This is a genomic window from Halorubrum cibi (genome assembly GCF_900182635.1).
Classification (GTDB): domain Archaea; phylum Halobacteriota; class Halobacteria; order Halobacteriales; family Haloferacaceae; genus Halorubrum; species Halorubrum cibi.
The window spans coordinates 305,438-325,792 of record NZ_FXTD01000001.1; the positions used below are offsets into that span (position 1 = coordinate 305,438).

The 20,355-nt window shown below is 67.9% G+C and carries 19 protein-coding genes; 8 read left to right on the top strand and 11 right to left on the bottom strand.

Going from position 1 to position 20,355, the window contains the following annotated elements:
• Positions 1 to 112: 112 nt before the first annotated feature.
• From FN829_RS01450 to FN829_RS01465, 4 genes are all read left to right on the top strand, one after another.
• Positions 113 to 1,492: an NCS2 family permease gene (locus tag FN829_RS01450; protein WP_142985223.1), complete on the top strand. Its 1,380-nt coding sequence runs from the start codon at positions 113 to 115 to the stop codon at positions 1,490 to 1,492.
• 82 nt (positions 1,493 to 1,574) lie between these two features.
• Positions 1,575 to 1,829: a glutathione S-transferase N-terminal domain-containing protein gene (locus FN829_RS01455; protein WP_122104072.1), complete on the top strand. Its 255-nt coding sequence runs from the start codon at positions 1,575 to 1,577 to the stop codon at positions 1,827 to 1,829.
• 78 nt (positions 1,830 to 1,907) lie between these two features.
• On the top strand, positions 1,908 to 2,150 hold the full coding sequence (locus tag FN829_RS01460) for a hypothetical protein (RefSeq protein WP_142985224.1): 243 nt from the start codon (positions 1,908 to 1,910) through the stop codon (positions 2,148 to 2,150).
• Between the two features lie 87 nt (positions 2,151 to 2,237).
• Complete coding sequence (locus tag FN829_RS01465; RefSeq protein ID WP_142985225.1) at positions 2,238 to 3,698, top strand: metallopeptidase TldD-related protein; 1,461 nt, start codon at positions 2,238 to 2,240, stop codon at positions 3,696 to 3,698.
• A 61-nt stretch (positions 3,699 to 3,759) separates the two neighbouring features.
• Here the strand turns inward: FN829_RS01465 and FN829_RS01470 are convergent, their stop codons facing one another.
• The 8 genes from FN829_RS01470 to FN829_RS01505 form a co-directional block, all read right to left on the bottom strand.
• Entirely contained in the window at positions 3,760 to 4,854 is a 1,095-nt protein-coding gene (locus tag FN829_RS01470) for an ABC transporter ATP-binding protein (protein WP_142985226.1), read from the bottom strand.
• Complete coding sequence (locus tag FN829_RS01475; protein WP_142985227.1) at positions 4,851 to 5,891, bottom strand: ABC transporter ATP-binding protein; 1,041 nt, start codon at positions 5,889 to 5,891, stop codon at positions 4,851 to 4,853. The genes FN829_RS01470 and FN829_RS01475 overlap by 4 nt, the downstream gene beginning before the upstream one ends.
• Positions 5,888 to 6,868, bottom strand: coding sequence for an ABC transporter permease (locus tag FN829_RS01480; protein WP_142985228.1), 981 nt, complete (start codon positions 6,866 to 6,868; stop codon positions 5,888 to 5,890). Before FN829_RS01480 ends, FN829_RS01475 begins: the two co-directional genes overlap by 4 nt.
• Positions 6,869 to 6,872: 4 nt before the next feature.
• Entirely contained in the window at positions 6,873 to 7,856 is a 984-nt protein-coding gene (locus FN829_RS01485; protein WP_142985229.1) for an ABC transporter permease, read from the bottom strand.
• Between the two features lie 74 nt (positions 7,857 to 7,930).
• Positions 7,931 to 9,667, bottom strand: a complete 1,737-nt coding sequence (locus tag FN829_RS01490; RefSeq protein WP_246066419.1) for an ABC transporter substrate-binding protein — start codon at positions 9,665 to 9,667, stop codon at positions 7,931 to 7,933.
• 253 nt (positions 9,668 to 9,920) lie between these two features.
• Positions 9,921 to 12,827, bottom strand: coding sequence for a DEAD/DEAH box helicase (locus FN829_RS01495; protein WP_185955658.1), 2,907 nt, complete (start codon positions 12,825 to 12,827; stop codon positions 9,921 to 9,923).
• Between the two features lie 90 nt (positions 12,828 to 12,917).
• Positions 12,918 to 13,490: a 2'-5' RNA ligase family protein gene (locus FN829_RS01500; RefSeq protein ID WP_142985230.1), complete on the bottom strand. Its 573-nt coding sequence runs from the start codon at positions 13,488 to 13,490 to the stop codon at positions 12,918 to 12,920.
• 13 nt (positions 13,491 to 13,503) lie between these two features.
• Positions 13,504 to 13,692 carry a DUF7554 family protein gene (locus FN829_RS01505; RefSeq protein WP_066412311.1) on the bottom strand — a complete coding sequence of 63 codons (189 nt, stop codon included), beginning with the start codon at positions 13,690 to 13,692 and terminating at the stop codon, positions 13,504 to 13,506.
• A gap of 125 nt (positions 13,693 to 13,817) precedes the next feature.
• Here FN829_RS01505 and serB point away from each other — a divergent pair, with 125 nt between their 5' ends.
• The 3 genes from serB to FN829_RS01520 all read left to right on the top strand — a co-directional run bounded on the left by serB (position 13,818) and on the right by FN829_RS01520 (position 16,597).
• Positions 13,818 to 14,465, top strand: a complete 648-nt coding sequence (gene serB / locus FN829_RS01510; RefSeq protein WP_142985231.1) for a phosphoserine phosphatase SerB — start codon at positions 13,818 to 13,820, stop codon at positions 14,463 to 14,465.
• A gap of 121 nt (positions 14,466 to 14,586) precedes the next feature.
• The gene (locus tag FN829_RS01515; RefSeq protein WP_142985232.1) at positions 14,587 to 15,492 is read left to right on the top strand and encodes a lycopene cyclase domain-containing protein; all 906 of its coding nucleotides are present in this window, start codon (positions 14,587 to 14,589) and stop codon (positions 15,490 to 15,492) included.
• A complete protein-coding gene (locus FN829_RS01520; protein WP_142985233.1) occupies positions 15,485 to 16,597 on the top strand; it encodes a Brp/Blh family beta-carotene 15,15'-dioxygenase in 1,113 nt (370 codons plus the stop codon). Before FN829_RS01515 ends, FN829_RS01520 begins: the two co-directional genes overlap by 8 nt.
• A gap of 28 nt (positions 16,598 to 16,625) precedes the next feature.
• On the opposite strand, the gene FN829_RS01525 is transcribed toward FN829_RS01520, so the two are convergent.
• The 3 genes from FN829_RS01525 to hisB form a co-directional block, all read right to left on the bottom strand.
• The gene (locus tag FN829_RS01525) at positions 16,626 to 17,555 is read right to left on the bottom strand and encodes a YkgJ family cysteine cluster protein (RefSeq protein WP_142985234.1); all 930 of its coding nucleotides are present in this window, start codon (positions 17,553 to 17,555) and stop codon (positions 16,626 to 16,628) included.
• An 80-nt stretch (positions 17,556 to 17,635) separates the two neighbouring features.
• Positions 17,636 to 17,995: a hypothetical protein gene (locus FN829_RS01530; RefSeq protein WP_142985235.1), complete on the bottom strand. Its 360-nt coding sequence runs from the start codon at positions 17,993 to 17,995 to the stop codon at positions 17,636 to 17,638.
• A gap of 109 nt (positions 17,996 to 18,104) precedes the next feature.
• On the bottom strand, positions 18,105 to 18,701 hold the full coding sequence (gene hisB, locus FN829_RS01535; protein ID WP_142985236.1) for an imidazoleglycerol-phosphate dehydratase HisB: 597 nt from the start codon (positions 18,699 to 18,701) through the stop codon (positions 18,105 to 18,107).
• A 166-nt stretch (positions 18,702 to 18,867) separates the two neighbouring features.
• Here hisB and FN829_RS01540 point away from each other — a divergent pair, with 166 nt between their 5' ends.
• Positions 18,868 to 20,355: an APC family permease gene (locus FN829_RS01540; protein ID WP_142985237.1), complete on the top strand. Its 1,488-nt coding sequence runs from the start codon at positions 18,868 to 18,870 to the stop codon at positions 20,353 to 20,355.

Sequence of the window (20,355 nt, forward strand, 5' to 3'; positions counted from 1 at the left end):
TTTTTGACGGCGAGAGAACAGATCGCTTGGAATCATATCCATACTTGTGTATATCTGCTGATTTCAGGTAGCAATCCTTATGTTCGACACCGGGAGTATCCACGAGTAACCAATGGGGATCGCAGACACCCTGACGGCGCGGTTCGACGTCGAACAGCACGGATCGGACCTCCGAACCGAGTTGGTGGCGGGGCTCACCACCTTCCTCGCCATGTCGTACATCATCGTGGTGAACCCCGCGATCCTCTCCGAAGCGATCCGGATCGAGGGGTACGGACAGGGGGAGGTGTTCCAGATGATCGCCATCGCGACGATCCTCTCGGCGGCGATCGCGACGGCCGTGATGGCGCTGTACGCGAACCGCCCGTTCGGGCTGGCGCCCGGCCTCGGGCTCAACGCGTTCTTCGCGTACACCGTCGTCATCGCGCTCGAGATCCCGTGGCAGACGGCGCTTGCCGCCGTCTTCGTCGAGGGGATCCTGTTCATGGCGCTGACCGCGGTCGGCGCACGCGAGTACGTCATCCGGCTGTTTCCCGAACCGGTGAAACGCTCCGTCGGAGCCGGTATCGGACTGTTCCTGCTGTTCATCGGCTTTCAGGAGCTTCAGATCGTCGTCCCCGACGAGGCGACGCTCGTCACGCTCGGCGGCGTCTTCGGGAATCCGTGGGCGATCCTCGGTCTGGTCGGACTCGTCTTGACGTTCGTGCTGTGGGCGCGGAACGTCACCGGAGCCATCGTGATCGGCATCGTGACGACGTCTATCGCGGGGTGGGGTCTCACGTTCGCCGGCCTCTTCGAACGCGGCGTCGTCACTCCGGAGTCGCTGCCGTCCGCCCAGTACGACATCACGCCGCTCGCCGGCGCGTTCGTCGACGGCCTCGCTGACGTCGAGCCGCTCACGTTCGCCTTGGTCGTCTTCACGTTCTTCTTCGTCGACTTCTTCGACACCGCCGGGACGCTCATCGGCGTCTCGCAGTTCGGCGACTTCCTCGACGACGAGGGTGACCTCCCGGAGATGGACAAGCCGCTGATGGCCGACGCGGTCGGCACCACGGCCGGGGCGATGCTCGGCACCTCCACCGTGACGACGTTCATCGAGTCGTCGACCGGTGTCGAGGAGGGCGGCCGAACCGGACTCACCGCGCTCGTCGTCGCGCTCCTCTTTCTGGCGTCGCTCGCCGTGATCCCGCTCGTGGCCGCCATCCCCGCGTACGCCTCCTTCATCGCGCTGATCGTCGTCGGCGTGATGATGCTCCAGGGGCTCGTCGAGGTCGACTGGGACGACCCCGCGTGGGCGGTCTCCGCCGGGCTCACCGTCACCGTGATGCCGTTCGCCTACTCCATCGCCGACGGACTCGCCGCCGGGATCATCGCCTATCCGATCATCAAGGTCGCGATCGGCGAACTCGACGACGTCCGACTCGGCCAGTACCTCATCGCGGCGCTGCTCGTCGTCTACTACGTGCTCCAGACGCGCGGCGTCATCCTCTAGGGTCGTCATCACGTCCCGACCGTGCGCGCCGCGTACACCGACCGCGGAGGTTCTTTACCTCCCGAGCCCGTATTCTCGGGCGATGACGGACCTGAAACTCTACGAACTGGAGGGGTGCCCGTACTGCGCGAAGGTCAAGGAGACGCTCGCCGAGCTCGACCTCGAGTACGAGTCGATCATGGTCCCGCGCCCGCACGGGGAGCGGACCGAAGTCGAGGAAGTGAGCGGCCAGACCGGCGTGCCCGTCCTCGTCGACGAGGCGAACGGGATCGACGCGATGCCGGAGAGCGATGACATCGTCGAGTACCTCGAGGAGACGTACGGCAACGCGAGCTAGACGCGGCGAACGCGGCGATCGGTCGAACGTCGCGGATCGAAGGCCAACGTTGATACGTTCCGAGGAGAACCCACTCGCATGAACCTGCCGCGTGCGCCGAAACAGCGGTGGGCGAGGGCGACGCTCGGACTCTCGCTGCTCTTTGCGGTCGGCGCGTTCGCCTACCTCGCGCTCGACGGCGCGCCGTTTCAGGGCACCGTTCTCGCCGTCCTCATCCTCGGTGCCGGCTACTGGGAGTACAAGAAGAAACTCCAGGAGAAGCGCGTAGCGAGGCAGTACGAAGCGAAGGCCGAGGAGCAGCGTCGGGAGAACGAGCGCTGATCCGCGCGCCGTCGCGAGATGCCTCGGTGTCGACGGCCGTCCCCGTAAGTCAGGGGATTCATGTGTGAGAGCGGAGATCACACGTTCATGAGCGACGAACGCGAGGAGGCGTTGGACGCGATGGACTGGCTGCTCGACAGCCTCGAGGCCGACGACGCGGTGTCGTACGCGGAAGTCGGCGGCGTCTACCAGGAGAAGACCGACATCGTCGTTACCGGCGACGGTCCACGAAACCGGACGGAGTTCACGGAGACGGGCGTGTGGCTCCGCGTCTTCGCGGACGGTGCGGCCGACTACCGCTACACGAACTCGCTCGACGAAGAGGCGCTGCGCGACGTGGCGGACCGCGCGATCCGAAGCGGTGAAGTGCTCGCCCAGGAGGAGCCGGGGCGGTTCGACGCCTACACGACTCACCGGGCGACTCACGGCGGCTGGGCGAGCGAGGGGATACACGAACGCGACCTCGACGAGAAGGTCACCGTCGTCGAGGAGGGTCTCGCGGCCGCCGCCGATCTCGACCTCGACCGTCGGTGGGCCAACTACATGGACTCACACATCGAGGAGGCGGTCGGAACCACGACCGGAAGCGTCGTCCATACGACGCTCGACCGAGCGAGAGTGAACTTCAGCCTGACGCTCGCCGACGGGCCGAAGGTGAGTCGCCACGCCGGATCGACGGCGGGAGCCGCCTTCCTCGATGACGTCACCGACGCCTTCGAGGCCGCCGCGGCCGACGCTCGAACCCTCTCGAACGCCGACTCGGCCGACGCACCTACCGGCGAGACCACGATCGCGTTGAGTCCGGAGGCGGCCGGCCAGCTCTTCCACTTCGTCTCACACTACCTCGAGGCCGACACCGGCTACATGGGGATGAGTCCCTACGAGGTCGGCGACCGGATCGGACCGGAGGGCCTCGACATCCAGGACACGGTCCGCGCCGGTTCTTGGGCGGCCCGCGCGTACGACGCCGAGGTCAAACCGACGACGCCGACGCAACTGGTCTCGAACGGTCGGATCGAACGACTGCTCCACAACACCACCACCGCCGCGGAGGAGGACGTCTATCCGGCCGGAAACAGCGTACCGAGCCTCGGATTCACCGAGCCACCGCGCATCCACGCCCGACACCTCGACGTCGCCGCCGGCGACGCCGACGTCGCGGCACTCCGTTCGGACGCCGACGTGTACGTCGAGCGGTTCGACGAACCCTGGTTCCGTGACGAGTTCGAGCGAGTCCAACGACAGGGTATGTTCCCGGCGAGTTCCCTCTACGCGAAGGACATCGACCGGAAGAGCATCGACAGCCCCGACTGCGGCTCCGCGGAGTTCCCGATCGCCGAGGCGTATCGCCTCGAAGACGGCGAGCGCGCCGGACGCGTCGACGGCGTCTCCTTGGAGTACACGCCGGACGTGTTAGAAACCGTCTCGCTGATCGGCGGCGTGCGGGAGACGGTGACCGGCGTCTGTGCGAAACACAAATCACAGCTCCCGTTCGCGGTGACCGCGCCGGGCGTTCGGCTGGAGGCGCCGGTCGAGAAGAGCGACTAGTCCGCTGCGAAGAGACCGAAGCGACGATTCGGAAGGCCGAACGATCCGTGGATCCGACGTGTTAGTCGTCTGCGGGCGTCGATTCGGGCTCTTCGCCCGTCTCCGACGCGCTCGGGCTTCCGGTCATGTCCTGATAGGGGTCGTACCCTTCCGCGCTGTCGTAGAGGTGACAGGCGATGTCCTGTTCGAAGTCCGTCTTCGCCTCCAGCGGCGGGACGACCTGGTCACAGACGTCGCCGATGTACTCCGAACACCGGTTTTTGAACCGACAGCCGGTCGGGATGTCGATGACGTCGCCCACCTCGCCCTGAAGCTCGACGCGGTCGCGCCCGACCGCCGGGTCGGGAACGGGAACCGCGTTGATGAGCGCCTGCGTGTACGGGTGTTGTGGGTTCTCGATTATCTGGTCGGTCGGTCCCTTCTCGACGATCTTGCCCATGTACATGATCGCCAGGCGATCGCACATGTGCCGGAGCAGCGAGAGGTCGTGACTGATGTAGACGACCGAGAGGCCGAACTCGTCGGTCATCCGGTCCAGAAGCGAGAGCACTCCCGCACGGAGGCTCACGTCGAGCATCGACACCGGCTCGTCGGCGACGATGAAGTCGGGGTCGAGCACGAGCGCCCGCGCGATCGCGACCCGCTGTCGCTGTCCGCCGGACAGCTCGTGGGGGTACTGATCGAAGTACTGTTCGGCCGGGAGCAGCTCAGCGAACTCCAGGGCGCGTTGGACCCGTGCCGTCTCGTTGCGGATGTCGTGGATCCGCAGCGGCTCGGCGACGGTGTCGTACACCGTCATCCGCGGGTTCAGGCTCTCGAAGGGGTCCTGGAAGATCATCTGGGCGTTCTGCCGGAACTGCTTGATCTCCGCGTCGCTCGCCTCCGAGAGGCGCGTGTCGTCGTAGACGATGTCGCCGGCGGTCGGGTCGTGAAGCTTCACCAGCGACATCCCGGTGGTCGTCTTCCCGCAGCCGGACTCGCCGGCGAGCCCGAGCGTCTCTCCCTCACGGAGCTCGAAGCTGACGCCGTCGACCGCGTGGACGTAATCGGGCTCCCCGCTGCCGAACGACTCCATCAGGCTGGCGATCCAGCCCTGGTTGACCTTGAAGTGCTTCTTCAGGTCGTCGACCTCGAGGAGGACGTCGTTTCCGCTCATTCGTCGACACCCCCGTCGGTGGCGGCGGCGGTCTGACTCCACGTTTCCGAGTCGTCCGCGTACGGCCGGAGCTCGGTGTCGATCTCGTCCGCGTAGTGACAGTACGACCGGAGGCCGTTCTCGTAGTGGGCTTCGGGTTCCTCCTCGCGACACCTGTCGGTGGCCATCGGACACCGCTCGGCGAATCGACAGCCCTGTGGCGGGTCGACGAGTTCCGGCGGATACCCCGCGATGGAGAGCAGGTCCTGGCTGCTCTTCCTGATGTTTGGGAACGCACGTTTCAACCCGATCGTGTACGGGTGGTAGGGCTGGTTGAAGATCTCCTCGACCGGACCTTCCTCCGCGATCTTCCCCGCGTACATCACGAGGACGCGGTCGCAGGTCTCGGCCACGACGCTCACGTCGTGGGTGATCACCATCATCGAGGAGTTGATCTCCTCCTGGATCGAGGCCATCCGCTTGAGGATCTGGTCCTGCATGATCACGTCGAGCGCGGTCGTTGGCTCGTCTGCGAGCATCAACGACGGCTCGAGCGCGAGCGCCATCGCGATCATGGCGCGTTGACGCATCCCGCCGGAGAACTGGTGCGGGTAGTCGTCGGCGCGCTCCGGGTCGAGCCCGACGAGCTCGAACATCTCGGTCACGATCTCGTCGGACTCGACGCGACCGGTTCCGGGCCGGTGCGTCTCGATGGCCTCGACGATCTGTTCGCGGATGGTGTACACCGGGTCCAGCGAGTTCATCGCCGACTGGGCGATCATGGAGATCTCCTCCCACTTGAGCCGCCGCCGCTGGGCGTTCGTCATCTCCGTCAGGTCGTCGCCCTTGAAGTTGATGCTCCCGTTGTTGATGTAGCCGGCGTCGGGGAGGATCCCGATGATCGCCTTCGCGAGCGTGGTCTTCCCACACCCCGACTCGCCGACGATACCGAGGTTCTCGCCCTCTTCCAGTTCGAAGGAGACGCCGTCGACGGCCTGTGCCGGCCCTTCTTCCGTTTCGTAGTAGACTTCGAGGTCTTCGACTTCCAGTTGACTCATTGTATTTTGGGGTTAGTGATCTCTTCGTAGCCGCGGCCGATGAGGAAGCCGCTGATGACGAGCAGGCCGATACAGAGTCCCGGCGGCACGAACCACCACCAGGCGCCGAACGAGAGCGCCGAGTACGCACGGGAGGCCTGTAGCATCGTTCCCCACGAGACCGTGTTGGGGTCGCCGAGGCCGATGAACGAGATGCCCGCCTCGGCGAGGATGGCCCACGCGATCCCGAAGGAACCGTAGAGGAACGTCATCGGGAGCACGTTGGGCGCGAGGTGTCTGCTGATGATGTGCCAGTCACCCGCTCCGGCGACCTGCGCAGCCTTCACGAACGGTCGTTCCCGCAGCGACAGCGACTGCGAGCGGATGACCCGGGCGGTCGAGCGCCACTGGAGAATGATCAACGCGAGGATGATGTTCCACAGATCGGGCCCGAGCACCGCGACGAGGACGATGACCGTCGGCAGAAGCGGCATGCCGTACAGGAAGTCGACGATACGCATCAGCGCGTCGTCGACCTTCCCGCCGTAGTAGCCCGCGACGAGCCCGACGAGCGTCCCGATCCCCGCGGTGAAGAACGCGGCGATGAGGCCGACCAACAGCGCGGCTCGCGTACCGTAGATGAGCTGGCTGAAGATGTCGAACCCCTCCGCGGTCGTCCCGAGGAGGTACTGGGTGTCCGCACCGAGGAGCGACGGTTCGACCCACTTGTCGATGATGATCCCCGCCTCGCCCTGGTACTGTCGCTGAAGGGGCTGGTGGGTCGCGATGAACGGCGCGAAGATCGCGATCAGCATGAACCCCGCGACGGTGAGCATCGAGAGCTTGACCGACAGCTCGTCGGTCAGCATGCCCCAGTGTTCTTGAAGCGTCTCCCGCCAGAGACGGAAGGTCCGCTGCCACTTGTCTATCTCCTCTTCGGAGCTGGTGTCGTCGAGGTCGGTGTATATCGACCGGCTTGATTGTTCTTCTTGGGCCATTGGTCTAGTCGTAAGTCACCCGTGGGTCGAGGTAGCCGTACGCGAGGTCGGCGACGAAGTTCAGGAAGATGATGGTCGACGCGAGCACGATGAACGTGCCCTGCGCGACCGGGAAGTCACGCCGAAGGACCGCACGGACCATCTCCCGACCGATGCCGGGCCACGCGAACACCGTCTCGATGAGGACGCTCCCGCCGACGGCGTAGCCGAGCGCGATCGCGGCCGCCGTGATGATCGGCAGGAGAGCGTTTCGAGCGGCGTGTTTGAACATGATCGTCCGCTCTTTGAGCCCCTTGGCCCGACAGACGTCGATGAAGTCCTCGGAGAGCACCTCGAGCATGCTGGTACGCATGATGAGCAGGGGGTATCCCATGTAGTAGAACCCCAACACCGCCGCGGGCGCGATCAGGTGTTTGAGGAAGTCGACGGAGAGGACCATATCGAGGAAGCCCGTGCTCTGTCCGCCGGTCCCCAGACTGGTCATCCCGCTCATCGGGATGACGCCGAGTTCGGCGCCGAAGATCCAGAGCACGATGAGTCCGACGTAGAAGGTCGGCACGCTCCGGGCGGTCAACGCGGTGATGACCGTACTCTTCTCGAACCGGGAACCGCGGTACCAGCCCGACAGCACGCCGAGCGTGATGCCGAGCGCGTACGCGACGATGAAGGCCGTCAGCATCAACACGAGCGTGTTCGGCATGTACGTCGCGATGATGTCGGTGACGGGTTGGTTCGAGTGGAACGACTGACCGAAGTTCAGCTGGATCAGGTTCTCGAGAAACCGGATGTACTGGACGTGTAACGGATCGTTGAGCCCGTAGCTCTCGATGAGCTGTTGGCGGGCCTCTTGGGTCATCTGTGAGGAGACCACGTACGACGTCGGGTCGCCGGGCATGAGCCTGAACAGCCCGAACAACACCGTTCCGACCGCCCACAACGTCACGACGAGTTGGAGCGTGCGCCTGACAACGAAGCTAGCTTTTCCCATGTTACTTAGTCACTAATATCCTTGTGGTTCGTTTAAAGATTGCGTCGCGAGGGTGGGTTCTGCGCCGGTCCGATCTATTCGGGAGCCTGGATCGCGCCGTCGTCGTTCCAGGTGTAGCCGGCCTCTTCGAGTCGGCTGCGGGCCGCGTCGACGCTCTCCTCGTAGGTGGTGATGTCCTCCGTGTGGAGCGGGCCGAACGCCGACGACACGATGTTGAAGCCGGGGTCCGGGAAGCCGAAGAGGATCTGGTCGACGATGGGCGTCCGCGGGATGGTCTCGACCAGCGCCTTCCGCATCTGCGGGTCGTCGAGGCCCTCCTGGCGCGTGTTGGACGTGAACATCCAGAACGTCGCGGCGGTGTTGAACTGGGTTCCGATGTTCTCGTTGTCCTGGTTCTGATCGAGGCTGCGGTCGATCCGCCCGAACGGCTCGTAGTTGAGCTCGCCGTTGATGAGGTTCTCCCACACCGTCGACGCCTCGGGGATGACCCGCCAGAAGCGGCGGTCGAAGCTAACGGGCGCGAAGTGCTCCTCGAACTTCGTCATGCCGAACTCGCTGCCCTGCTCCCAGTAGTCGAACATCATCGGACCGCTGCCGACCGGCTCGGAGATGTTGGCCTGGCTCGGGTTGTCGCGGTCCGCCCACTTGTGTTCGGGGATGATCGGGACGAGGTTCGCGATCCCGAGGTTGAACGGCCCGAACGGCTCGGACATGTTGATCCGGACCGTCTCCTCGTCGACGACCTCGGCGCTCTCGATGTACTGCGACTGGGTCGAGTACAGCGGCACCTCGTTCTCGTTGATGTAGTTGTACGAGAACGCGACGTCCTCGGCCGTGAGATCCTCGCCGTCGTGCCACGAGTGGTCCGTCCGAATGGTGTACTCCATCGTGGTCTCGTCGACGCGGTCCCAGTCCGTCGCGAGGCTGACTTCGGGGTCCGGCTCGGCGTTGTTGTTGAGCTGGATCAGGAAGTCGTACAGCATGTTGAACTGGTAGACGTGCTTGCTCTCGTCGTTGTGGCCGAGCACGTTCATCGTCGAGAGCGTCTCGGGCCAGTAGCCCTTCAGCTCCGTGTTGTCGCCCTCCATCTCCAGGTTGATCATCGTCCAGTAGGAGTTGAACCCGTTCGCGAGGTCCGCCTCCCAGTTGGAGACCTGGTTGTTGTTGTAGATGGCGGTCTGGGGCATATGCGTGATGGGCATCGTCGGCACGTCGTCCATCAGCGTCTGCTGGATCTCGTGACACTGGTCGATCCGGGTGTCGACGTCCGGCTCGGCCAGGTAGTTGCCCATCATCTCGTCGAGGTCCTCGTTGGTGTACCCCGAGTAGTTCCCTTGGCCCGGATCGGTGTTACTGGAGTTGAACAGGTTGTTCAGCTCGGTCACCGGCTCCGAGACGAAGAACGTGTGCCACGTCGCGAAGCTGTAGTCGTACTCCTCGGAGACCCGGCTGAACAGGGTCCCCCACTCGAGCACGTCGACCTCGATGTCGAGGCCGAGCTCCTCGTCGAACTGGCTCGCGATGAGGTTGATCGCGTCGTGGCGGGGCGGGTTGTAGCTCTGCGCGTTGTTGACGTAGGTGTACGTCGGGAGGTTGCTACCGCCGCCGCTGGACCCGTCGTCGTCACCGCTCGAGCCGTCGTCGCCGCTCGAGCCGTCGTCACCGCTCGAGCCGTCGTCGCCGCTCGAGCCGTCGTCGCCGCCACCGCCGCCACCGGAACAGCCGGCGAGGGCCGTAATTCCGACCGTACCGCCGGCACCGGTCGCTTTCAGGAAGTCACGCCGTTTCATGTCCGCGTCTGACCTAACCATGGATCAACCCACCGTTTCGTAAGGAAGTATATAAATATGTGGTTCATCCACTCGACCAGTTGTCTATTACCGGATCATGAAGGAGAGGCGTGATGATCTGTGCGTATATCCGTCTCGAAAACGTATTACTGCTGATTTTCTTTCCCTCATGGTCGTTACTGATCTATGATCGCAGATTCGGGGTCCGCGCTCGATCCGGCTGTGGGCAACTCACGAGGTGATATTCGACGTCGACGGCGTCAATCCCAGAGCGTCAGTCCCAGAACGACTGCGTCCGCGCGTACTCGCGCTCCTGGCGCAACACGTCGCGGTAGAACTCGTCTTCGTCCTCGCGCAGCCTGTTGATGATCCGGGCGGCGTTGTGCGGGCCGACGCCGCGGGCAGCCATCGCGATCACCGCACGCTTCCCGTGCGTCTGGACCAGACTCGCGGCTCGATGGGCACGCTCGGTGCGGCGCGCCTCCTCGTCGTCCTTGTCGGTGGCCCGGACGGCCGCGACCGTCTCCTCGTCCCACGGGTTCAGCGACGCGATCCGCGTCGATCCGCACTCCGGGCACTCCGGCTGCTCCCCGACCCGCCTGACCTTCGTGGTCCGCTCCCAGTCCCGGCAGTGGAGACAGAACAGGCGAACCCGATCGTTCCGGATGCGCTCGCGGACCGTCTCGATCACGTCAGCGTCGGCGTTCTCGGGCACGAGGAACTCCGCGCCCGCCGACCGACCGGCGGTCCCGAGCGAGGTTCGCTCGCGGGCGGTCGCGAGGTCGACCCCGCCGGACCGGATCCCCTCGAGGACCTCGGCCGTCTCCGCGACCGCGAGGTCGGCGTGGAACACCTCCCGGAGCGCCTCCTCGTAGACCGGCGTCCCCTCCAGGGCCGCCAGGAGCCGGTCGCCGCCGAACTTCCCGCGGCCTTCGCGGTAGCGCTTGACCGACCCGAACTTCGCGGCGACCTGCGCGAGGGTGAACTTCAGCGCGTCCGAGTTCTTCACCGCGATCTCGAGGTACGCCTCCAGACCCTCCGGATCCGTCGTCTCGAGGACCTCCCGGAACGTCCCGGGGCCGACTCCGTTCGGCACCTCGAACTCGACGCGGTAGGGGTCGACATCGATCCCCACCGACGACCCCGCGCGCTGCCCGACGAGCGCCGCGAGCAGGCGCGCGAGCGTCTCGTTGACCTCGTGGCCGAACGTCGCGTTCACCGCGACGGTCCGCGCGCTCCCCTCGATGACGACCCGGTCGTCGGTCGGGACGGGGTGGCCGGCGTCGACGTGGTCCGCGACAGTCCCGATCGCCTCCCGTACCGTCCGCTCGTCCGCGGGGTACCTCTCGGCCAGATCGCCCGCGACCGCCGCGGGCGTCGAACCCGCCTCGAGCGCACTCGCGACCTCCCCGCGGATCCGCCCGACCTCCTCGGCGACCGGCCGCGGAACGGGGATCTCCCGCCCGACCCACGAGGGGACCTCGCCGGCGGGGTCCGCGATCGGCGTGACCTCGACGCGCTCCTCCTCCTCGTCGACCTCCGTGATCCGCCACATCTCGCCGCGCTGGACGAACGTCTCGCCCGGCCCGGCGAAGTTGACGACGAACCGCTCGTCCAAGGTCCCGATCCCCCGCCGGGAGGACATGTCGTACACCTCGTAGGTCGACTCGTCGGGGATCATCGAGAGGTTCGCGTAGAAGTACTGCCAGGTGCCGCCGGACTTCTCGAGGGTGTCCGACTCCTCCTCGAGCCATAGCAGGCGGTTCCCGTCGAGTTCGCGGACGATCTCCTGGAACTCCGGCTCCGAGAGGTCGCGGAAGGGGTACGCGTTCGTGATCGTCTCGTAGGCGGCCCTGGCGTGGACCTCACCCTCGTCCATCACGACGCCGACGACCTGGTTCGCGACGGTGTCGAGGCTGCCGTGGTGGATGCTCGCCGGCTCGACGAGCCCCTCTCCGGCCCGCCGGGCGATCGCCATCGCCTCCAGCGTGTCGTCGCCGCCCTGCGTCACGACGGTCCCCTCCGAGACCACGTCGCGGCGGTGGCCGGCCCGCCCGACCCGCTGGAGCAGTCGGGCGACCTCGCGGGGGCTGCCGTACTGGACCACGTGGTCGACGCGCCCCACGTCGATGCCGAGCTCCATCGAGGACGTACAGACGAGGCCGTCGACCTCGCCGGCCTTGAACCGGTCCTCGACGTCGACGCGGACCTCCTTCGAGAGCGAGCCGTGGTGGACCTCGATCGCCACCTCCTCTCCCTCCGGGTCGTCCTCGGCGAGCGTCTTGAACCGCGATCCCAGCGCCTCCGCGGTCTGTCTGGTGTTGACGAAGACCAGCGTCGACTCGTGGTCCGCGACGACCTCGCGGATCGTCCGCACGTGGCTCGCGGTCGTCTCGTCGGTCGCGAGCTCGCCGGCCAGCCGCGAGTCGCGGTCGGTGATCTCGGGGTCGAGCACGCGCACGTCGGTCCGGGTCCCGGCGGCGACCTCGACCGTCTCGAACTCGCGGTCGCCCTCCCGGTCCGGGTCGCGCCGCCCGCAGCCGACGAGGAACTTCCCGACCTCCTCCGGCGATCCCACGGTCGCGCTCAGCCCGATCCGCTGGAACGCCCCGGAGACCCGCCGGAGGCGTTCGAGTCCCACCGTCAGCTGTGCGCCCCGCTTGGCCGACGCCAGCTCGTGGACCTCGTCGATCACGACGTGTTCGACGTCCTCGAGGGCGACCCGCATCTTCGAGCCGGTCAGGATCGCCTGAAGGCTCTCCGGCGTCGTGATCAGCACGTCCGGCGGGTCGTCGGCCTGTTTCGAGCGCTCGTACTGCGTGGTATCGCCGTGGCGCACCGCGACCTCGACGTCCAGTCGGTCTCCCCACCACTCCAGTCTGTCCATCATGTCCCGATTGAGCGCGCGCAACGGAGTGATGTACAGCGCCGAGATGCCCGCACGCGGCTCGTCGCCGGGGGAATCGCGGGCGCGGTGGATGGCGTCCAGGACGGGCAGCATCGCGGTCTCCGTCTTTCCCGTGCCCGTGGGGGCCAACACGAGGGCGTTTCGTCCGGCGGAGATCGGCGGGATAGCCTTCCGCTGTGGCTCCGTGGGCGTGGAGAAGCCCCGTTCGGAGAGCGCCTCCCGGACCTCGTTTCCGAGGTGCGTGAACGCCTCCATTCCCGACGGTTCCGACATCACCCGACGTTGGGCGTTCGGCCGATTAAGGGCGTCGCTGGAGGAGTTCCCGCGCCGACACGCTCACGAGGTCGCCCGCGACCGCTCGCGTCACAATTCGAGCGTCGCCGCGACCTCGCGAAACTCGGGGTCGTACAGGTCCAGCGCGTGGACCCGCCACCGGACCGGATCGAACTCGACGCCACCGCCGATCGCCCGCCTCACGGCGGTCGGCTCCCCGCCCCGCGCCAGCGTGACGTGCGGGACGTACGCGTCACCTTCGATACCCTCGACCGCACCGAAGACGGCACACAGTCGGCGGTGGAGCCGGACGAGCCCCTCGCTCTCGACGGCGAGGTAGACGACCGGTCCGGATCCGGACGCTGGCGAGTCGAAGGCATCGATCCCGGCGATCGTAACTTCGAACGGATCGACCGGTGCGAGGAACGGGCGGAGGTCCTCCCGCAGCGTCGAGAGTGCCTCCGGTTTGGGTGGCGGTCCCGCCGGTTCGCTCGAGGGTGGTCCCGACCCCGCGGTTCCGCCGCCGGAGACGGCCTCCGTGCCGAACCGCTTACACACGAGCGTGCGCCGGTCGCGGACCCGATCGAACCCCGAGAGTTTCGACTGGAGATCGTCCGCGAGACGCTCCACTTCGGGGAGGATCGGAACGTTGAGACTGAACACGACTCGGGCGAATTCAGATCCGATCGGCGAGCCGCAAGGCGATCAGGACGACGATGACGACGACGATCAGCGTCGGGAGCGCGTCGAGCAGGGCGAAGGTCAGGTCCAACACCGTCCCGAGGATCTCCAGGAGAAGCCACACGACGGCGAGCCCGAGGACGATCTTGAGGAGGTCGTCGACGTCGATCTCGGCGCGGGTCATGTGAGCGGGGACGCCCGGCGTGGGCAAAAGCCCACCGGAGCGGAGGACGGCGGTCGGTCGAACCGAGAACGGCGGATCGAGAACCGATCAGGCCGTTAAAGACCCCTGCCGGACCAACGGTGGGCATGAGCCTGATCGCGTTCGACTTCGACGGCACGCTCTCCGACTCCGAGATGACGGTGTTGCTCGCGGAGCGCGCGGGCGTCGCCGACGAGGTCGCCGAGATCACGGAACGGGCGATGAACGACGAGATCAGTTACGCCGAGAGCCTCTACAGCCGGGCGGAGCTGCTCGCCGGCCTCGACGAGGCGGACGCGAACGAGGCGTACGACGCGGTCCGACTCCGACCCGGTGCGGCGCGGCTGATCGCCCGACTCCGCGAGGACGGCCACCACGTCGCGGTGCTCACGGGCGGCTTCGAGCGGGGCGTCGAGGCAGCGCTCGCCCGCGAGGACGTTGAGGCCGACACGATCGTCGCCAACCGCCTGCCGATCGCGGACGGGAAGCTCACCGGCGAGGCGGAGGGGCCGCTCATCGAGGGAACGAAGGACGACGCGCTGGAGGACCTCGCCGCGGAGCTCGGGGTTCCGATGACCTCTACGGTCGCGATCGGCGACGGCGCGAACGACCTCCCGATGCTCGAGGTCGCGGGCCTCTCCGTCGGGTTCGTCCCGAAGCCGGCGGTCAGGCCGGTGTGCGACGCGGTGGTCGCCTCGATGTATCGCCTCGGGAAGGTACTCGAGGCACACGGCGTGCTGTCGGACACGGCGTGAGGGCGGCGTCGGCCCGCCGAATTCGACGTCGCTCGCGGATCCGTTCGGGATAATCGGAACCGATCGTTAATCGGGGCCGGCTCGGACGTCACTCCATGGCCGTCTCCGTTCGGGTGGTGCGGTGATCTCCGCCCCGACGTACCTCCAGTTCCACCTCGTCTTCACCCTCCCCGCGCTCGCGGCGCTGTGGGCGATCACGCCGCGGTACGAAGGACTTCGCCGCCGTCGATCGGCCGCGGGGATCGCGGTCCTCGTCGGCATCGCGTACGCGTACACGACGCCGTGGATCGCCCACATGATCCGCCGTGGGGCGTGGTGGTACGCCGACGGCGCGGTGCTCGTCCGGGCGCTGTCGATCCCGCTCGGAGAGTACCTCTTCTTCGCGGTCCAGACCCTTCTCGTCGCGTTCGCGCTCCACCGGATCGGCTTCGATCCGAGCTTTCGGAACGGGGACTTCGACCGCCGCCCGCGGATCGCGGGCGTCCTCGTCGGGCTCGCCGCGCTTTTCGGCGGCCTGTGGCTCGTCTCGCTCGACGAGTCGTTTCTCTACCTCGGCGGACTCCTCGCGTGGGTCGGCCCCGTACTCGCGCTCCAGTGGGCCGTCGGCGGCGGCTACCTCGCCCGCGCGCCGCGGCCGTGGCTCGCGGCGACGTTCCTCCCCGCGGCGTACCTCTGGACCGTCGACCGGATCGCGATCGGGTTGGGTACCTGGCGGATATCCGCGGAGCTCACCACCGGCATGGCCGTTCTCGGACTCCCGATCGAGGAGATGGTCTTCTTCGCCGCCGCCGGGATGATGGCGGCGAACGGGCTCGTCCTGTTCCAGTGGGTACTCGACTGGTACGACCGACGGGCGACGCTCCCGGAGGACCGCCACGACGACCCGATCGACCGGGCCCCCGTGCCGATCGGGTCGGTCGAACCGGTGGAGTCGGTCGAACCGGCCGAACCGATGGGGTCGGTCGAATCGGTCGAACTGGGCGAGCCGGCCGAACCGGGCGTCGATCCAGACCTCGTCGATGACTGACTCGGAGAACGCCGAGCGCGCCGCGCGGTCGGTCGTCGACCGCTGGTTCGCACGCTGCCCCGCGCTCGCGCTGGCGGCGCTGCTCCCGTTCGGGGCGGTCACCCCCCTGTTTCCGGTCGAGCTCGGCGTCGCGACGTTCGCGCTCGGCACGCTCGTCGTCGGGATGGCCCACGGCGCGGTCGATCACCTGGTGCCGCTTCGGGCGGCCGGGGGAGACGCGGGGGAAGACGGCGTGTCGCTCCGACGATCGGTGGCGGCCGTCTCGGTCGTGTACGCGCTCCTCGGCGGCGCGGTCGCCGTCGCGTTCTCTCTCGCGCCCGCCGTCGCGTTCGTCGGGTTCGTCGGGGTCACGTGGCTCCACTGGGGGCAGGGCGACGTGGCCGCGCTCGCCGTCGCCGGCGTCGAGCACCTCCCGACGTCGACCGAGCGGACGCTCGCCCTCGTCGTCCGCGGGGGGCTCCCGATGGCGGTTCCGCTGGTGAGTCACCCCGAGGAGTACCGACTGGTCGCGGAGCGGGTCGTCGGGCTGTTCGTCGCCGACTCGAGCGCCGCCTCCGCCGCCTCCGTCGCGTCCGCCGCGATCGACCCGCTCTTCGCACCGTCGACGCGGTTCGCCGTCGGCGCGGTCATGGTCGGCGCGACGCTGCTGTCCCTGGGACTCGGATACCGCCGCGTCCGGGCCGGCGCGGACCGGCGCGGGTGGCTCAGGGACCTCGGCGAGACGGCGCTGTTGTGGGCCTGGTTCCTGCTTGCCGCGCCCGTCTTCGCGATCGGGGTCTACTTCGCCGCCTGGCACTCGCTGCGTCACGTCGGGCGGCTGTCGCTGATCGACCCGGTCGCTGCTTCGGACCTCGCGGACGGAATCGGAGGGATCCGCGCCGCGCTCGCGCGGTTCGCCCGCGACGCCGCGCCACTCACCCTCGGCGGCTTCCTCGTCGTGGCCGGCGTGGCGCTCGCGGTCCCCTCGGACGTCGCCGACGCGGGAGACCTCCTCGCGGTCTCGCTCGTCGCCATCGCAGCGCTGACGCTCCCGCACGTCGCCGTCGTCGCGTGGCTCGACGTGAGAGAGGGGGTGTGGCGGCCGGGTTCGGTCGGAGAGGAGTGACACCACCGGAGCGGATCGGGCCGGTCCTTCAGTCCCACCCCGGCGTCGGCGGCGCGCCCGCGTCGTCCTCCAGTTCACGGACCAGCCGCTCGCGGGCGTCCGCGTCGAGAGCGACCCCCGTGCCGACGACGGATCCGCCGTCCCCGGCTCCGTCCTCTCCCGCCCCGCCGTCTCCGGCTCGGTCCGACCACTCGCGGATCGCCCGTCCCGCCCACGAGTCGGCCTCGCCGGCTCGAGCACGCGCGTCAGCCATGCGGTCGCGGTCGACCGAGAGCGATCCGGGTCGCGACCCTGCGGCGGCCCCGACGAACCGGGCGCGGTCGGCGGCGGTCGTCTCCCCGTCGCGGACCCGCGCGACCGTGCCAGCGAGGTCGTCCGGGTCGGGATACGCGAAGACGGTCGATCCCAGCGCCTGCGGACCGAACGCCGGCGCGGGGAGGTCCGCCGGCGGCTCGTCGTCGAGGAGGCGCTCGCCGCCGCCGGCGGCCTCGACGCGCTCGCACTCGGTCTCGGCGTCGAGCGCGAGGTTGTGACCGGGGTACGCCGCGCAGGTCCGCGGGTACGCGTCGTCGTCGTGGATCCGACACTGGAGCGTGGCCGGGTCGAGGAAGACGCAGGAGTCGAGCCAGCGCGGGTCGTCGGTCCCGATCGGCGCGACCGGCTTCGGCGGTTTCCGCAGCCCGACCACGAACACCGGGCGGTCGCCGACCGCGGCGAGGTCGATCCCGTCGATACGGACGCGATCGTCGGCCTCCGCGGGCTCGAAGAGTCGCGGAGTCATCACGTCGCCGAGCCCGCGGTCGAGGAACTCGACCACCTCGTCGCGGGTGAGCGGCACGAGGTCGTAGGCGTCGTCGAGCGGCGGGCGGCGTCCGGCGCGGTCGGAGCCGGCGGCCTCGGGCGCGAGCGGTCGCCAGTCGACACAGCACCCGGCACACCCCTCACAGCGGAGGTCCATGGAAATCGTGCGTGTGGATGGCTCGCACACTTATAAACGGGTCGGCCGGGTTTACGCCGGCGGGAACTCCCGAGCGCGGATCAGTTGACCCCTTCGGAGATCCGCACCGCGCCGTTGATGATCTCGACGACGATCGTCTCGTTCGGGTCGTCGGAGACGCGAACCGTGGCCGTCTCCGACTCCGCGTCGTCGACGGTGGCCGTGACGGCGTACTCGCCGGCCGCGAGCAGGTTCACCGAGCTCCCCGACTGGTCGGAGAGCAGGTGGTACTCCGCGCGGTGACACACCTCGTCGTCGCGACGGATCGCGATCCGGACGTCGTGTTCGGTTCGACGGTCGTGGTTGCGGACGTGGAGGTCCTCGCTCTCGAGCCGCCAGCGGGTGCTGGCGTCGGTCGTCGACGCTGCGTGGAGGTAGTCCGACGGGGACGGTTGGACCATACGCGTCGGTTCGGTCGACGGCAGCATGAGGGTCCCGATGGGTGAAACGCGCCTTTGAGCGACCGACGCGCTGCGAACGCGACACGCGAGCGGGGAGCGGAGCGAGACGCTACAGTTCGCCCTTCGTGCTCGGCGTGTCGCTCCGGCGGCCGTCGATCCGGGTCGCGTCGTCGAGCGCGCGCGCCAGCGCCTTGAACAGCGCCTCGACCTCGTGGTGGGCGTTCTCGCCCGTCTCGACCGCGGCGTGAAGGGTCAGCCCGGCGTTGTGGGCTAAAGAGAGCGCGAAGTGGTCGGCCATGACGCTCGTGAACTCCCCGACCCGTTCCTGGGAGAACTCGCCGGAGAAGTCGTAGTAGGGCCGGCCCGCCACGTCGACGACGACGCTCGCGACCGCCTCGTCGAGGGGGACTCGGCGGTCGGCGTACCGCCGGATCCCGCGCTTGTCGCCGAGCGCCTCCTCGAACGCCTCGCCGAGACAGATCGCCACGTCCTCGACGGTGTGGTGGTCGTCGATGTGGGTGTCGCCGTCACAGCGGACGGTGAGATCGAAGAGGCCGTGTTTCGCGAACGACTCGAGCATGTGGTCGTAAAAGCCGATCCCGGTGTCGACCTCGCTCTCCCCGTCGCCGTCGACCGCGAGAGTCAGATCGATCCTCGTCTCGGCCGTCTCTCGAGAGACGGCCGCGGTCCGGTCGTGATCGCCCATACCGGACCGTCGGCGGGGACTCTTAAGGCGGTTGCGGGTGGGTTCGACGCCGGACGGGTGCGCACGGGAGTTCGGTGGGAGGTCGGTGGGACGGCGCGGGAGTTCGGTGGGAGGTCGGTGGGACGGCGGTGACTATTTGGCCCGCGCGGGAGTGGTTTCCGGTGGCATGACGGCTCCGAACGGTCCCGGCGGCTCCAGCGGGTCCGACGCTTCCGGCGTCGACGGCAACCCCGGTTCCACCGCCGGATCCGGACCTGTGGCCCCCGATCCGGCGTCCGGGGTCGCCGTTCCGGACGGACTCGCCGACGCCGTCGACGCCGACACCGGGGAGGGAGAGCTCGAACGGACGATCGGCCTCTCGGGCGGGCTCGCGATCGGGATCGGGACGATGATCGGCGCGGGGATCTTCGTGTTCCCCGGACTCGCGGCCGAGAACGCCGGTCCCGCCGCGTCGTTGTCGTTCGCGATCGGCGCGGTCGTCGCGCTGCTCGTGGCGCTGCCGACCTCCGAACTCGCGACGGCGATGCCGCGAAGCGGCGGCGGCTATTTCTTCATCTCGCGGGGGCTCGGCACCGCTCCCGGCGCAGTGGTCGGGCTCGGACTCTGGCTCGGACTCGTCTTCGCCTCGGCGTTCTACCTCGTCGGGCTCGGCAGTTACGCCGGGCAGGTGTTCCTCGAGGCCGGGATCGCGCTGCCCGTCGACCCGGCGGTTCCCCTCGGCGTCGCGTTCGGGGTCGGGCTCACGGCACTCAGTCTGTTCGGGACCGAGAACACCGCGTCACTCCAGAACGGGATCGTGGCGGTCTTACTCGTCATCCTCACGCTCTTCTTGAGCTACGGGGGTCTCGACGCGCTCGGCGTGTTCGGGTCGGAGCGCCTCCCCGAGCGCTTCTTCCCGCCCGGCGGACTGTTGCCGGTGCTCCAGACGGCGGCGCTCGTGTTCACCTCGTACCTCGGCTTCGCGCAGGTGGCGACCGTCGCGGGCGACATCAAGGACCCCTCGCGGAACCTCCCGCTGGCGATGGTCGCGTCCGTCCTCGTCGTGGGCGTGTTCTACGTCGTCACGGTCTTCGTCGCGACGAGCGCGTTCGGCAGCGCCCGCCTCGGCGAGTTCGGCGAGACCGCCATGGTCGAGGTCGCCCGCGAGTTCATGGGATTCCCCGGCGCGCTCGCCATCGTCGTCGCCGGGCTGTTGGCGACGTTCTCGAGCGCGAACGCGTCGATCCTCAGCACCTCGCGGGCGGTGTACGCCGTGAGTCGCGATGACCTCATCCCCGCGGCCGCGAGCCGGATCAACCTCCAGTATGGGACGCCACACGTCGCCTTGGGGCTCGCCGGCGGACCGATCGTGGTCCTCGCCGCGACCGGGCAGGTGGAGCTGCTCGCGGAGGTCGCCTCGTTCCTCCATCTCGTGATGTACGGACTGATCTGCGTCGCGCTGATCCGGCTCCGGCGCGAGCAGCCCGACTGGTACGTGCCGTCGTTCCGCTGTCCGGCCGGGTTCGCGGTCGCGGGCTGCGGGGCGCTCGCGAGCTTCGCGCTCATCGCGTTCATGCAACCCGCGTCGATCGGGATCGGGATCGCCGTCATGATCGCGGCCTACGGCTGGTACCGGCACTACGCGACGGACGTCGAACTCAAAGGGAGGTTCTGA

Bases quoted from the DNA above. Each gene is read 5' to 3' on its own strand.
- FN829_RS01450 (WP_142985223.1), top strand. From the start codon at position 113: ATGGGGATCGCAGACACCCTGACGGCGCGGTTCGACGTCGAACAGCAC.
- FN829_RS01455 (WP_122104072.1), top strand. From the start codon at position 1,575: ATGACGGACCTGAAACTCTACGAACTGGAGGGGTGCCCGTACTGCGCG.
- FN829_RS01460 (WP_142985224.1), top strand. From the start codon at position 1,908: ATGAACCTGCCGCGTGCGCCGAAACAGCGGTGGGCGAGGGCGACGCTC.
- FN829_RS01465 (WP_142985225.1), top strand. From the start codon at position 2,238: ATGAGCGACGAACGCGAGGAGGCGTTGGACGCGATGGACTGGCTGCTC.
- FN829_RS01470 (WP_142985226.1), bottom strand. From the start codon at position 4,854: ATGAGCGGAAACGACGTCCTCCTCGAGGTCGACGACCTGAAGAAGCAC.
- FN829_RS01475 (WP_142985227.1), bottom strand. From the start codon at position 5,891: ATGAGTCAACTGGAAGTCGAAGACCTCGAAGTCTACTACGAAACGGAA.
- FN829_RS01480 (WP_142985228.1), bottom strand. From the start codon at position 6,868: ATGGCCCAAGAAGAACAATCAAGCCGGTCGATATACACCGACCTCGAC.
- FN829_RS01485 (WP_142985229.1), bottom strand. From the start codon at position 7,856: ATGGGAAAAGCTAGCTTCGTTGTCAGGCGCACGCTCCAACTCGTCGTG.
- FN829_RS01490 (WP_246066419.1), bottom strand. From the start codon at position 9,667: ATGGTTAGGTCAGACGCGGACATGAAACGGCGTGACTTCCTGAAAGCG.
- FN829_RS01495 (WP_185955658.1), bottom strand. From the start codon at position 12,827: ATGTCGGAACCGTCGGGAATGGAGGCGTTCACGCACCTCGGAAACGAG.
- FN829_RS01505 (WP_066412311.1), bottom strand. From the start codon at position 13,692: ATGACCCGCGCCGAGATCGACGTCGACGACCTCCTCAAGATCGTCCTC.
- serB (WP_142985231.1), top strand. From the start codon at position 13,818: ATGAGCCTGATCGCGTTCGACTTCGACGGCACGCTCTCCGACTCCGAG.
- FN829_RS01520 (WP_142985233.1), top strand. From the start codon at position 15,485: ATGACTGACTCGGAGAACGCCGAGCGCGCCGCGCGGTCGGTCGTCGAC.
- FN829_RS01525 (WP_142985234.1), bottom strand. From the start codon at position 17,555: ATGGACCTCCGCTGTGAGGGGTGTGCCGGGTGCTGTGTCGACTGGCGA.
- FN829_RS01530 (WP_142985235.1), bottom strand. From the start codon at position 17,995: ATGGTCCAACCGTCCCCGTCGGACTACCTCCACGCAGCGTCGACGACC.
- hisB (WP_142985236.1), bottom strand. From the start codon at position 18,701: ATGGGCGATCACGACCGGACCGCGGCCGTCTCTCGAGAGACGGCCGAG.
- FN829_RS01540 (WP_142985237.1), top strand. From the start codon at position 18,868: ATGACGGCTCCGAACGGTCCCGGCGGCTCCAGCGGGTCCGACGCTTCC.